The sequence below is a fragment of the Rhodobacter capsulatus genome, from assembly GCF_005144475.1.
In the GTDB taxonomy this organism is placed as follows: Bacteria; Pseudomonadota; Alphaproteobacteria; order Rhodobacterales; family Rhodobacteraceae; genus Rhodobacter; species Rhodobacter capsulatus_C.
On sequence record NZ_SWJZ01000009.1, the window covers coordinates 76,859 to 89,332 of the forward strand.

Consider the following 12,474-nt stretch of genomic DNA (forward strand, 5'->3'; position numbering starts at 1 on the left):
CTCGCCCGAATCCACCCGGCGGCACGGGCTTGCCCGTAGTCCGACCCCTCGCGGGTTGATCTCGAAGACAGGATTCGGGGCAAGGAAGGGAATGGCGAGCGGGGGACGGTGCCCAAACGTCAGGAGCCGAATGTCCCGCTGGTGCTTGGAACGCCGCCAGCCTCCCGGCCATGCTCTTGGTTGCAAACTTCCGTCTTGGGGGATGGATCCTTTGGTGCCCCGTGACTTTGCGGGACGAGATTGTGGTTCGTGAGAGGCCCGCCTGTGGGCTGGCCCCTCACGCCTTGTCAGGGCTCAGGCGGCCAGGTCCGCGCCCCCTGCCCTATCGCCGTCCTCGGCACCGACGATTTCGAGCCGCGCGTTGCGATAGCCCTCCCGCGCGATCCAGAGTTCGGCCGCGGTGACGGATTCCGCCAGATGTAGCAGCTCGGTGTTGCCACCGAAGTCCAGAAGCACGCGGACCTGCCCCAGCTTTGGTTCCTCGGCCACCTCGAAGATCAGCCGGCTGTCCGCCGAGTGGCTGCGCATGATGGTGACGAGAATGACCCCGTCCGAAGAGAAGTTGCCCTCATGCAGCGTGAAGGAGGCTGGTGCCGTCCAGGTCGTATAGACCCGGGGCGGCTCCTTCTTCACCAGACGGCCGACGCCGTTCGAGCGCTCCCAGGCTGCCAGCTTCTTGGTGAACCGTGCGGGCGGCTTGGGACTGCCGTCGGTGTAGCGGATCAGCGCCCCGAGGGGGGCTGTGTCGATGATGGTTGTTGCAGACATGATTCCTCATCCCGAATGCGAGCGACCGCATTCATCACATTGATATTGCTGTATTTTGTTAGGTTGAGGGCGGGTTTCCCCGCCCCCGGATGGCTCAGATCACTCTGCAGCCAGCATCGACGCTTTGCTGTCCGGCAGATCGACCGTCAGGAAGGCGGGGAGATCGATATCGTCGGGCGCGCTCGCATCTTCCCCCTGCCCTTCTGCAATCTCCTTGCCGTCGTCTACGGCCAGATCGGCCCGGCGCAGGACCTCAGGCAACCAGCTGCTGCCCTTGAGGAGCCGCTCGGCTTCTGTGGCCATCTCGCCCTTCTTGAGGTGATCGAGAAGCTGCGCTGTCCCCTCCCCTTTCGCCTCGCGCACGGCCTCGAGGATCCGGGCCTTGGGCACACGGTTGAGGTAGCCATCGACTGTCGGCTCCCAGCCCGCCTCGACCATGTCGAGATCCACCGCGCGGGCCACGAGATCGGCATGGGCCATGCGGCGGGTCAGGCCGCTGGCCGAGATGCCCGCCCCATAGGGGTTCACCTTCTCATGGAGCGCGTTGATCCCGAAGCTGAGGCAATGCGCCAGCAGCGCCAGACGGCTGCCCTGGTCGAGGACCGTCAGATAGTCCCAGAGCGCGGCATCATCGCCGAGAGGCAGATCAGCCTCCCAGGCGGCGTGACGCTCGTCGACGAGCTTCGCCACGACGCTGTCCTTCAGATCGGGCGCCTGGGCCGACATGTAGACGTGACGCACCGAGGCTTCGAGGCAGCTGCCCGTCGCAGAGGAGGTGCGGAAGGTATCCGTCACCAACTTCAGGAGCAGGAGCGTCAGAGCAACGTCCGGCGAACGCCCGATGGCCTCACGCAGCGCGAGGGTCCGGTGGGCGGTCAGTTCCATGACCAGCCGTTCGGGCAGCGGCTTCAGCGCGCCGTCATCTTCCTCATCGGACGCATCCGCGCCGACCGGCTGACCGCCCGAAGTGATGACGGTGCCCCCGGCGGAAGTCGCCGACGGTTTCCAACTGGAAACACCGACATCACCGCCCTGCCCCATGCCGTCCGCGGCATCGTCAGCCTGGACCGCGGTCTCCTCGCGCGGCTCATCCTCGGGCCGGACATAGCCGCGATAGACAGCCAAGCTGCCATCCCGATCCAGAGTCACGAAGACGCCCGCGCGCGGGACCTCGTCCTCATCGTAGATCAGAGGCCGCTGTTCGAGCGCTTCCATCGCCATCTCGAGCTGCCCGAGCCGAGCGTCGATCTCCTCGGGGTATTCGTCTTGGCCGGAATACTCTTCCTCCAGCGTGCGGTACTCGGCGAGGAGCACAGCGTGGGCCGCGCTTTCCTCCTCGGTCATCGGCGCCGGATCACCGGTCAGACGCCGGAGACCATGGCTGTAGCCATAAGGCAGGTCGGTCGCGACCTCGATCCACTTCCAGCCCTCGGAAGTCAGCGCTTCAGCTTCGGCCTGGAGCTTCTCGGCAACCAGCCGGTCGAGCAGGGCAGGGTCCTCGAGCCAGCCGCCGTCATCGCCCTGGAAGAGATCGCGCAGCACGACACCGCCCGCCGCCTCATATGCAGCGATACCGACGAAGACCGCGCGACGATCCGAGGCCCGAACCGAGGTCTCCGTGAGCATGCGCCGGATGGCATAAGGCTCCTTGTTCCAGGAGTTCTTCACCGCATCCCAGACCTGCACCTGACGCGCATGATCCGGGTTCACCGTGAACGCCATCAGCTGTTCGAGCGTCATGCCATCCTCGGCATAGACCTCGAGCAGGGCAGGGGCCACGGAGGCGAGCTTCAGGCGCTGCTTGATGATCTGCGGCGTGACGAAGAAGGCCGCTGCGATCGCTTCCTCGCCCTGACCCTTTTCGCGCAGGGCCTGAAACGCGCGGAACTGGTCCAGCGGGTGCAGGGCGACGCGCTGCATGTTCTCCGCCAGCGAGTCGTCCTCGGCGAGGATCTCCGACGCCGTATCCCGCACGATGCAAGGGATCGGCGCGGTCTTGGTCAGCCGCTTCTGCTTCACCAGCAGCGACAGCGCCTGGAAACGACGACCACCAGCCGGGATCTCGAATATGCCGGTTTCGATCCCTTTAGCATCGACCACGGGCCGGACGTTCAAGCCCTGCAGCAGGCCGCGCCGCGCGATGTCTTCGGCCAGTTCCTCAATCGAGACGCCTGCCTTGATGCGCCGCACGTTGGACTGGCTCAGCACGAGCTTGTCGAAGGGGATGTCCCGCGAGGGGGACAGGATGACTTTCTGGGCTGCTTTCGCCATCAGATCTTCTCCACGACGGGCGCCGGAAGCCACTCTCCCGATCTCACTTCCCGTCACTCCTCAAACCCCCAACCTTTCTCTCTCTTCGGCGTTCTTGACCGCGGTCAAGAAGTCAAAGCTGCATGTTCTATGCGCCCAGGATCGTTTCAAAGTATGCCTCGGGCTGCCTGATCGTTTCTCCTTTCCCCAACAGGTAATCTAAGATCACTAGAAGCCGTCCAGCGCCGGTTTTCTGGAGGCCACGCATCAGCTTTTCTTGGCGTATTCTAAGCAATCGCCCGATATCGAAGAGAACGCGGTTGAGGGCTTCTCCTGTTCGTGGTGGGTCTGGAAAGAAGTCAGAGACATGTGTGAAGTCTGTCCATGACATTTTTTCAGGGTCTCGGTTCATGGAAGGCCCTGCAATGTTTCGGTCAGCGCTGGTCTGCTTTGCCTGCGCGTCCTTCTTAATAAGTTCTTTTTTTATGGACTCTACCTGCCGGTCATTTTGTCCGTTCTTGGCGGACATTTCGCGCGTGCAATCATGGGTGAGGGCTTGGTCGCGTGATTGGATTTCGTCCACGGGCGCGCTTGAATTCTCGCACTCTCCGTAGCTCTGTGCGGCGTTGGCTCCGAGTTCTCGGAGATCAGCGATGATCTGCAAGACTGCATCAACCGTGAGAGTTGCTCGTCGAAGGATGTTCCTGATCGCTCCGAGTGAGGACAGCCGCGCTTCGTCGAGGCGCTGGTCCTGAAGGAGGGATGCGCGCAGTGCTAGTGCTTCTGCCCTGAGGGAGCGAAGGCGTTCACGCTTCTCCGCAACCTTCAATGCTTCGGCCGCCAGTGCGTCGTGGTTCTGTATCAGTGGGTTCAGGTCGATCCCAAACGCGTCCCGGATGATGCCGCCATACCGCAGAGGGAAGCGTTTGCCGTTTGCCGAGTTCTTCCGGTCAATGAGGCCGGCTGCGTCAAGACGGCCTAAGCAGCGACGTAGGGTCCTCTCATCGACGCCGTTTGCGCGCTCAGACAAGGAGGCATTGGAGGGGAACACAACGGTAAGTTTGGGTGGGGTCTCACCACTTATGGTTTGTCGATCACGGGGAAGAAAGCTGATCAGGGCCGTCAAGACTGTGATGTCGTTGCTCGTCAGGCCAAGTTCTTTCCGCAGGGCGCGTACCGGTCCCAGAAGTTCGTAGATAGTAGGGCAGGCAATAGCTCTCGGTTCCGCCATGGCGGTTCGTGTTTGAGTGACATGTCTCATGGTGTTTCGGAAGAAAAAGCTTCCCCGGTCACCGCGAGCGGTGTTGAACTCGATTCGTTTTGGGGGTATCAATCAGGTGTCGAGACTGATTGAGGCCCTTCGGAAGCACCGCTTTCGGGGGGTCTTTCCTTTTCTAGCCGGTCCTCCTTTCGTTTTCTGCTCGTTGCTCTAGATGTCTTGACTGCGGTCAAGACACGGGGTCGTCACTCTGGGCCATCTTGACCGCGGTCAAGAAGCTCGCCGATCAGTTTTCGGATGGCATCTTCGACGCGCGGGGCAAGATCAGCGTCCACATCGATGGTGATGCGGTTGCCTTTGCGGCCAATCTTAACGCGCTCACCTGACTCAGCCTTGGGCGGAGTTGTCTTGGTGGCCGTGAGCAGCGTAACCGCTGCGTCAAGTCGCTCTGGACCCGGCAAGGTTCGTGGGATTTCGCGGGCAACTTCCCTGGCTCTCGAGACGTCCTTCTCGCACAGCCTGAAAAGCTTCTCCCAGACCCGCCTACCAACGCCATGTGCTGGTCCGATGGCCTGGATCAGCTCCATCGGAATGCCCGTCGCGATACGGTTCATCCGAGAGACCAGAGACTCATCGATCTGGAGTGCCCGATAGGCGATGGTCTGGGCGTTCTTGCGCGTCTCGTCTGTTTTCCCAAGTTCTCGAATGATGCCGGCGACGAACAAAGCCCTCTCGATAAACGAGGGGTCTTGGCGGGCATTGTTCTCCACGCCTTGGGCGATCAGCGCTTCCTCTTCGGTCATTTCCATGACCGTGGCCCGCACCTTCTGACCAAGCTCACGACATGCGAGAAGCCTGCGGCGCCCATAGACGATCTCAAGTGCGCCATCCTGGGTTCGGCGGACGAGAATGGGAACCTTTTGCCCATGCTCACGGATCGAGGACACAAGTTCCTCGAGGCCATCGCTCGGATCGATACGGTCCATGACTGCGGACATCCGCACGGCGCTCGGGTCGATCAGGCGCGTGGCGTGTTTGTCTTCCTCGAGCACGGATGCTTGCGCACGAGCGACTGTCGGGCTCGTACGTTTCAGATCAAGATCCACGTCCTCTTCTGCGGTCGCGGCATTGCCCATCGCGTTCTTGAGGGAATCTCCGAAGACCTTACGCGCCATGGCTACGCCCCCATGCCTTTAGGATTTCGCGTTCGACTTCGTCGGTCACGCGCGAAACGGACTCGATTGCACGTTCGTAGGTTCTGCGGTTCACGTCGCGAGGTTCGACCTCAAAGATGCTCTGCTGCGTATTGGCGGCATCACCTACCGCTGTCGACTTCAGGAACTCGGCCGGGAGGACCGCATCGCCAAGGACCGTCCGAAGCAGAGACGAGATCTGGACCTGCGGACCATCGGTATTCTCGTAGCGGGTGATCAGCACCCGCACGAAGTTCAGGCCGTGTTCGGGAGCATGCGCCTCGACGACGCCCATCAGGTTGCTTGCCATACCGAGGAAGCTTGCCAGGGACATGACATCAAGCATGGACGCGTTGAGCGGGATCAGGACCCCGGTGGAAGCAAAGAGGGCAGAGATCACCGAGAAGTTCAGCTGCGGCGGGGTGTCGAAGATCACCACATCATATCGGCTCAGGACAGGCTCAAGCGCTTCACGGATCCGACTGTGGAAGGTGGTGGCGCCGTGTCTGAAGCTCAGAGCGACCTCGAACTCATACTCCATGATGTCCATGGAGGCCGGGATCAGATCCACTGTCGGGAAGTTCGTTTTGCGAATGATATCTGAGGCGGGCAGGGGCCCCTCGGATCGGATCAGATCGTAGGAGGTCGGCATGTCCGGATCGAGCTCAGGGGTAACCCCGAACAGGTTTGTCAGACTTGCCTGGCTGTCGAGGTCGATAAGCAGGACCCGATAGCCGCGAAGGCCCAGAAGCTGACCAACATGAGCAACGGTCGACGTTTTTGCGCTGCCGCCCTTCAGGTTGAAGATCGTCACGACCTGGCACGGTTCGCCGGCTCTTCTGTGAGGGTGTTCATCGGGCTTGATCCTACCCGTCTCAAGAAGGACGCGTTGGGCTTCGACCATGTCCTCGGCAGTGAAGCTGCGGCGGTTGCCACCCTCGAGGGTGCCTTCCGGAAAGCCTTCGAGATTTGACACATGATGGCGGAAGGTGTTCTGGTTGATCCGAAGCAGATCGGCGGCTTCCCGCATCGCGAAGCGACGGAGACCCTTCTGGGCATCCGGTGGGAACGTCTCCTGCGCATGTTCACGCAACCGGCTACCGAGCCGCTTGGACATGACATCGAATCTTTGAGATGCCCGTATCCCGCTCATCACTGCCCTCAAGTCTTTATTGTTTTGTAGACCTTAACAGTTTTGGTGAGTAAATCCAGCCCAATCCGTTGAGCGGCCTAGAGGTGTTGAGGCGGCAGATTCCTGACGAGAAAAAACCGTGAAGTATCAGCGTCTTGGGCAGCCTTGTTCGCAGAGTACTTCAACAGTTCGTAGCCCGCGATGTCATGGCCACAACATGTATTGTCGACGCCTACCTAACGCAGATCTTTAGAATCGCGCGACCGATTCCCACGACTTCACGCAAGCAGCCCCAGCCTCTCAGCCCTCTCCAGCAGCATCTTCACCGACGACGGCTGCCAGCTTGTCCGCCCGCGGGGCGTGCGCTCGCGCATCGCCTCCAGCCGGGTACAAATCGCCTGAAGCGTGATGTCGGGGTCTGCGCCCTTAATGGCGGCGACGATGGCGGGCAGGCGGTCGTCGGTCTCGCGGCGGCCGGCGCGGTCCAGTACCGTGGGCGGCAGGAAGCCGTCCCGGACATAGGCGTTGACCGCGCGCAAAAGCCGACTTTGCGTCCACTGACGCTCGTGGGGCAGGGGGCCGTTGACGATGCGCACCACATCTTCCCAGGCTAAGTCGGGCCGCAGGCGGCGGACATGGGGCACCCAGTCCTGCGCCGTCTCGTTCAGGCGTTCCATATAGCCGTCCTGCCGGGCCAGCCGCACCTTGCGCAGCGCCGCCGGATCCCGGACGCGCAGGCCCGGATTGCCGCCAACCCGGCCTTTGGTTCGTGCACTGGCCAGGCCGGCCTTGGTGCGTTCGCGGATCAGGGCGCGCTCAAACTCAGCTGCGGCGCCGAGGACCTGGAGGGTGAACTTACCCTGCGGGGAGGACGTGTCGATCGGATCGGTGAGAGATCGGAAGAAGGCGTTCTTGGCCTCCAGCCGTTCGATCACCTCGAGGAGGTGGGAGAGCGACCGCGCCAGACGGTCGATGCGCACCACCACCAGCGTGTCGCCCTTGCCGATCCGCTCCAGCACCCGCGCCAGCACGGGCCGCGCGCGGTTCCCGCCCGAGGCCTGCTCCTCGTGGATCTCGACGCAGCCTGCGGATTTCAGGGCCTGCGACTGGGGTAGGGGGGTCTGCTCCTCGGTTGAGACGCGCGCATAGCCGATCAGGGGCATCAAAACAGGCCGTTTGCAGTTTCATATACCACTAATAAACGACCGTTTGTAAACGGATGCAAGGGCGCTCTCTACGGCCGAGGTCCGCGAAATGCCCTTGGTTTCCTCAGGCTGTGCGCGATCAGAGTGGTCTCGCAGGCAGTCGCGCGCGCGTGCTATGTAAGGAGTGCAGACGCAGTCCGAGAAAACCATTGAGTAAAGTGCAAAATGGACGTATTTTGCACATATGAAGCCTCAAGCATCTGCTCCACATGATGGTTTTGACGACCCTCTGCCCGGGGTGGAAGAGGCTGAGGAGAGATCCGACGAATATCTGTGGTTGTCGCGTTTAGTTCCCGATTTCAATTGAAGCAGTAAGCTGAAACTGAAGCGCTGGAATTTCACCTTAGCGCTTCACCAACGCGTCAAGTTTCTTGAGCTTCACAGCCCTGCCGCTTTGGTCAGGTTCACCCGGAACCTGTCGCGCCTGCGCTGGTAGCGCCGGGTCATCTCGGCCGACGCATGTCCGAGTTGCTTTTGAACATAGCGCTCATCAACCTCTGCCGACGAGGCGAGTCCGGCGCGCAAGGAATGACCGGAGAACATTTCCAGCCGCTTGGCTTCCGGCAAATCGGATCTGACGCCGCTCTTCAGAACGGTTGCCTTGATCAGCCGTGCGACGTGCTTGTCGGAGAGGCGGGCTTCGAGCGCACGTTTGCCATCCCGCGATGTGCGTACGAAGACCGGGCCATAGTCGATCTTGGCAAAGTGTAGCCATTGCTCCAGCGCGTGGACGGGACAGGTCTGGTCGCTTGAGCCGCGCCCGACCTCGACCTCGCGCCATCCGGTCTTGGCATTGAGGGTGAGCAGGGCGCCTCCATCGAAGATCTCGATCCAACCGCCGGAGTCCGGAGTATCGTCCTTATGCACATCGAGGCAGACCACCTCCGACCGGCGCAAGCCGCCTGCATAGCCCAAAAGCAAGATCGCCCGGTCTCGGAGCCCGCGGAGATCGTAGGGAAGGCTGGCCACCATGGCCTGGATGTCCTCAGGCAGGATCGCCTCTTTCTGAACCGGCGGGCGCGCATGCTTGCGTTTGATCCCGGCCAGAACCGTGGCGATGTGGCGGTTCTTGCGATCAAGAGTGAACCCGCGCTGCCTATAGTTCCAGGAAAGCCCCGAGAGACGACGCTCGATCGTGGAGACCGAAAGGGCAGGGGTCTTCCCGGTTGGTGCAGCCAGATCAGCCACATAAAGTCCAATCATCTCGGGTGAGGGGGGCAGAGGTTCCGTGCCTTTCAGTCGGCACCAGCGGGTGAAGTGTTTCCAGTCGGCCGCGTAGGCCTTGTTGGTGTTCCCGGCCGTCGAGGCCTCGGCGTAGTCTCGGGCGGTATCGATCAGCCGGTCGAGCGCGCCGGACCCCGCGACATGAGAGGGCAGGGCGATTGCATCGCGGTCTGAACGATCTCTCTCGTCGTGTTCGTCACCGTTCAGCGAGTCATAGGACGCTGAGCTCGAAATCTCGGATTCTGACCCGCCCGACCCCTCGATTTTGGTGCTGTTATTTGTGAGACGACCCATGTTCTTGAGTATATCATTTTTACGTCCGATAAGGCAAGGTTATTGGACTTGATTAAGACATGACATGCGCGGCGGATATATCAGACGTACGTAGTATAAAGCGCCGATAGATGCTAGCCTTCCGGCATGGTCCGCGCCCCGAACCCTCTTCATCTCGCCCCAATCCCTCCGGCGCTGCCGCGCTGGCTCCGGCAGGCTGTTGGTCGCGATGATATTGAAACGGTGATGTTTTCCACCGGTGCTGCGCTTGCCGCCCTCGATCCGGTGGTCCGGTCCGACGACCCGGTCGGCTTCCTCTGGCGCAAGCGGCTGGCGCTTTCGGGTGCAGTGGCGGTCTCGCAGCTCGAGGGGCGCCGGGAAGATGCTGCTCGGCTGGCGTGCCTTGGGCGAGGCGCGGTTGGTCAGGCGGGGGCGAGGTCCGTGACCCGGCGGTCCGGCTTGCGGGTTGAGAGGTGGATGACGAAGTCTGAACCGCCGGGATAAGTGGATTTTCCACGCGACAGCAGCATTGTGCCGGGAGCAGGGAGAATGCGATGGGAAGACAATCGCGCCGAAACCACAGCCTGGCCTTCAGGCTGTGTGGAGGATCAGCAAACTGTCCGGGGCACTGTTTTCCAGACGCTTGAGTGCCAGTTGCCGTGGTCAGGGGCGAAAGAACGCCGATCGAACTGGTGCAGGATTTCAACGTTCACCCAGGCAGATCTGTCAGTGGAGCGACCATCTCCCTGGGGCGGGACGGGGTGTTCGGGGAGGCGATTAAGGCAGAACCGCAATCGACCATCGACGATAAGAACCTGCTCGCAAAGACTGGAGAGCTATCGCCGGACAATGGTTTCTGTTCGCCCCAACCGGCGTGGCGGGGCTGTAGCCGGGCGCGAAAAGAAGGGCGATCTTACGTATCGCTCAGCACCGGCCGCCAGGTCTTCGCGCCGGGGATCAGCCTGGGCATGCCATGGGACTACACCGCCTGAACGGCCAGGGCTTCTTCTCCGGAACCCGGTTCGGTCGAGCGGGCGCGATATCCTCAGGCCTGGCCGCGTTCCGGTGGAAAACAGCGGCCTGTTGCGCACAGAAGCACTGGTCAGAAATGCGAAGGGGCGCCGACCTCGGCCATCGTCAGCCTGCGGTCGGGCTCGGCACGGGCAAGTCTCGTTCGATGGAGTGACCTGGAGGGGCTGCCGAGGGCTGGCCGGCCGATTTTCCGCCTGCCTCAGTCCGGTCGGGATATGTCGTCCGCGCTGGCGGGCAAGCCGAAGCGCGACAGCAGCTTGTCGGCATAGCTGGCCTTCTCCGCGCCAAGGTGGTTGACGCCGATGGTCTCGGCCAGAAAGTCATAGCCTTGCGAGGCGGCAATCAGCGCGAGCGACATTTCGTCCAGATCGCTCCCGGCGGCAAGCGCTCCGGTTTCGACCAGCTCCTGCAGCGCCATCATGATCTCGCGCTGCATATTCGCGATCCCCTCGGTGAAAGCATCCCGGATTGCGGGGGTTTTGCGACTGTCCCACGCTTTCTGCCAGAGGTGATGCGCGACGACCAGAAGCGGGTTGAGCGCCGGATCGATATCCGCCACGCAGCCGGAGAGGATGGTCGCGATACGCTCACGCGGGGCATGGCGGCGCAACAGCGCGACGAGATCCGGCTCCAGCCGGCGCCAGACCTCGCGCACCGCCTCGGCCCGCAGCGCGTCGGCCGAGGCGAAATGATGGTGGATCTGACCGGGAGAACATCCCAGATCCTGGGCGATGCGTCGTACCGTGGCGGCTGCCAGGCCCTCTTGCGAGACGAGGTCAACCACCGCGTTCACGATCTGCTCTCGCCGCGCCTCACGTGATAAATATGCCACAATCAGCCCTCCCGGCGCCGCTTTCGTGCAGTATAGCGGTGATTTCCCGCCCGAGCAATATGGACACGCGTCCAACTTGGACATATAGCCAGGATTGAAATCATATCTTCCGTTCCCAGCTTTGGACTCTCCCATGCCCGCTTTCAGTCGCCTCCTCGCGGGGGCACGGTTTCTGCCGTTGATCCTTCTTTGCAGTCCGGCATTGGCCCAGGACGGGCAGATGCCGCCCTCGGGGGTTGGGGTCATTGTGATCCAGCCCGAAAATCTTGCCGTCACCTCAGAGCTGCCGGGGCGGATCTCGGCGACGCAGGTTGCCGATGTGCGGCCGCGGGTGAATGGCATCATCGAGAGCCGCGATTTCGAGCAGGGCAGTGTGGTGGCCGAAGGGGATGTGCTGTTCCGCCTTGACCGCGCGACCTATGAGATCGCCGTCGAAGCCGCGAAGGCCACAGTTGCCCGTGCCGAGGCGGTTCTGGTCGATGCGCGGGCAACCGAGCGGCGCTATGCCTCGCTCAATGAGCGCAATATCACCAGCCAGGCCGAATATGAGACCGCGATGGCGGCACGGCTCCAGGCCGAAGCGGCGCTGGCCGAGGCCAATGCGCAATTGCGCGCGGCCGAAGTCAATCTCGGCTTCACCGAAATCCGCGCGCCGATCTCGGGGCGGATCGGGCGGGCGCAGGTGACCGAAGGGGCACTGGTCTCGGCGCAGGGCGAGGTGCTGACCACGATCCAGCAGCTTGATCCGGTCTATGCCGATATGCAGCAGCCGGTCTCGGAACTGCTGCGGCTGCGGGCCGAACTGGCCTCGGGGCGGCTGACCGAGGTCGAGCCGGGCGCGGCGCGGGTGGTGCTTCTGTTGGATGACGGGTCACAATATGAACATGCCGGCAAGCTGCTCTTTGCCGAGGCGGCGGTGGAGCGGTCCTCGGGCCAGGTGACGCTGCGCGCCGAATTCCCCAATCCTGACGGGGTGTTGCTGCCGGGCATGTATGTGCGCGTCTCGGTCGAGCAGGCGACTTCGGCGGCGGCCATCGCGATCCCCAGCCAGGCAGTGCAGCGCAGCGCCTCGGGGGCGGCCCAGGTCTATGTCGTGACCGCCGAAGGCACCGCCGCGCTGAAGCCGGTCGTTCTGGGCCGGGCAACCGGTAATCGGGTGATCGTGGAAGAGGGGCTGAGCGAGGGCGAGACGCTGATCGTTGACGGCTTCCAGAAAATGGGCCCCGGCGCGCCGGTGGCTCCGGTCTGCTGGGCCGATCCCTCCCTCTCCGAGCCACCCGCAGATGTCTGCATCCAGCGCCTCGGCGGTGATGCGGCCGCTGGCGATACGAACTGAGTTCTGATCC

Annotated in this window: 10 protein-coding genes; 2 read left to right on the forward strand and 8 right to left on the reverse strand. The window is 62.4% G+C overall.

From position 1 onward, the window contains the following. Nucleotides 1-294 precede the first annotated feature (294 nt). The 7 genes from FBT96_RS03070 to FBT96_RS03100 form a co-directional block, all read right to left on the reverse strand. Entirely contained in the window at nt 295-768 is a 474-nt protein-coding gene (locus tag FBT96_RS03070) for a hypothetical protein (RefSeq protein ID WP_136904903.1), read from the reverse strand. Between the two features lie 99 nt (nt 769-867). Continuing rightward, nucleotides 868-3,039, reverse strand: coding sequence for a ParB/RepB/Spo0J family partition protein (locus FBT96_RS03075; RefSeq protein ID WP_136904904.1), 2,172 nt, complete (start codon nt 3,037-3,039; stop codon nt 868-870). 127 nt (nt 3,040-3,166) lie between these two features. Continuing rightward, on the reverse strand, nt 3,167-4,279 hold the full coding sequence (locus FBT96_RS03080) for a helix-turn-helix domain-containing protein (RefSeq protein ID WP_136904905.1): 1,113 nt from the start codon (nt 4,277-4,279) through the stop codon (nt 3,167-3,169). Between the two features lie 203 nt (nt 4,280-4,482). Next, entirely contained in the window at nt 4,483-5,412 is a 930-nt protein-coding gene (locus FBT96_RS03085) for a ParB/RepB/Spo0J family partition protein (RefSeq protein ID WP_136904906.1), read from the reverse strand. Next, nucleotides 5,402-6,547 (reverse strand): plasmid partitioning protein RepA, encoded by a 1,146-nt coding sequence (repA, locus tag FBT96_RS03090; RefSeq protein WP_169583144.1) that lies wholly within the window; start codon nt 6,545-6,547, stop codon nt 5,402-5,404. The genes FBT96_RS03085 and repA overlap by 11 nt, the downstream gene beginning before the upstream one ends. Before the next feature lie 293 nt (nt 6,548-6,840). Beyond that, the gene (locus tag FBT96_RS03095) at nt 6,841-7,725 is read right to left on the reverse strand and encodes a recombinase family protein (protein ID WP_136904908.1); all 885 of its coding nucleotides are present in this window, start codon (nt 7,723-7,725) and stop codon (nt 6,841-6,843) included. Between the two features lie 420 nt (nt 7,726-8,145). Further along, the gene (locus tag FBT96_RS03100; RefSeq protein WP_249306237.1) at nt 8,146-9,285 is read right to left on the reverse strand and encodes a tyrosine-type recombinase/integrase; all 1,140 of its coding nucleotides are present in this window, start codon (nt 9,283-9,285) and stop codon (nt 8,146-8,148) included. 126 nt (nt 9,286-9,411) lie between these two features. Here FBT96_RS03100 and FBT96_RS21565 point away from each other — a divergent pair, with 126 nt between their 5' ends. Continuing rightward, the gene (locus FBT96_RS21565) at nt 9,412-9,768 is read left to right on the forward strand and encodes a DUF1403 family protein (RefSeq protein ID WP_136904909.1); all 357 of its coding nucleotides are present in this window, start codon (nt 9,412-9,414) and stop codon (nt 9,766-9,768) included. 727 nt (nt 9,769-10,495) lie between these two features. On the opposite strand, the gene FBT96_RS03110 is transcribed toward FBT96_RS21565, so the two are convergent. Further along, nucleotides 10,496-11,089 (reverse strand): TetR/AcrR family transcriptional regulator, encoded by a 594-nt coding sequence (locus FBT96_RS03110; RefSeq protein ID WP_169583145.1) that lies wholly within the window; start codon nt 11,087-11,089, stop codon nt 10,496-10,498. 286 nt (nt 11,090-11,375) lie between these two features. Here FBT96_RS03110 and FBT96_RS03115 point away from each other — a divergent pair, with 286 nt between their 5' ends. Next, complete coding sequence (locus tag FBT96_RS03115) at nt 11,376-12,464, forward strand: efflux RND transporter periplasmic adaptor subunit (RefSeq protein WP_249306239.1); 1,089 nt, start codon at nt 11,376-11,378, stop codon at nt 12,462-12,464. Nucleotides 12,465-12,474 lie beyond the last annotated feature (10 nt).

What these genes read in the sequence shown, in the direction of transcription:
- FBT96_RS03070 (WP_136904903.1), bottom strand. Translation starts at nt 768, where the DNA reads ATGTCTGCAACAACCATCATCGACACAGCCCCCCTCGGGGCGCTGATC.
- FBT96_RS03075 (WP_136904904.1), bottom strand. Translation starts at nt 3,039, where the DNA reads ATGGCGAAAGCAGCCCAGAAAGTCATCCTGTCCCCCTCGCGGGACATC.
- FBT96_RS03080 (WP_136904905.1), bottom strand. Translation starts at nt 4,279, where the DNA reads ATGAGACATGTCACTCAAACACGAACCGCCATGGCGGAACCGAGAGCT.
- FBT96_RS03085 (WP_136904906.1), bottom strand. Translation starts at nt 5,412, where the DNA reads ATGGCGCGTAAGGTCTTCGGAGATTCCCTCAAGAACGCGATGGGCAAT.
- repA (WP_169583144.1), bottom strand. Translation starts at nt 6,547, where the DNA reads ATGTCCAAGCGGCTCGGTAGCCGGTTGCGTGAACATGCGCAGGAGACG.
- FBT96_RS03095 (WP_136904908.1), bottom strand. Translation starts at nt 7,725, where the DNA reads ATGCCCCTGATCGGCTATGCGCGCGTCTCAACCGAGGAGCAGACCCCC.
- FBT96_RS03100 (WP_249306237.1), bottom strand. Translation starts at nt 9,285, where the DNA reads ATGGGTCGTCTCACAAATAACAGCACCAAAATCGAGGGGTCGGGCGGG.
- FBT96_RS21565 (WP_136904909.1), top strand. Translation starts at nt 9,412, where the DNA reads ATGGTCCGCGCCCCGAACCCTCTTCATCTCGCCCCAATCCCTCCGGCG.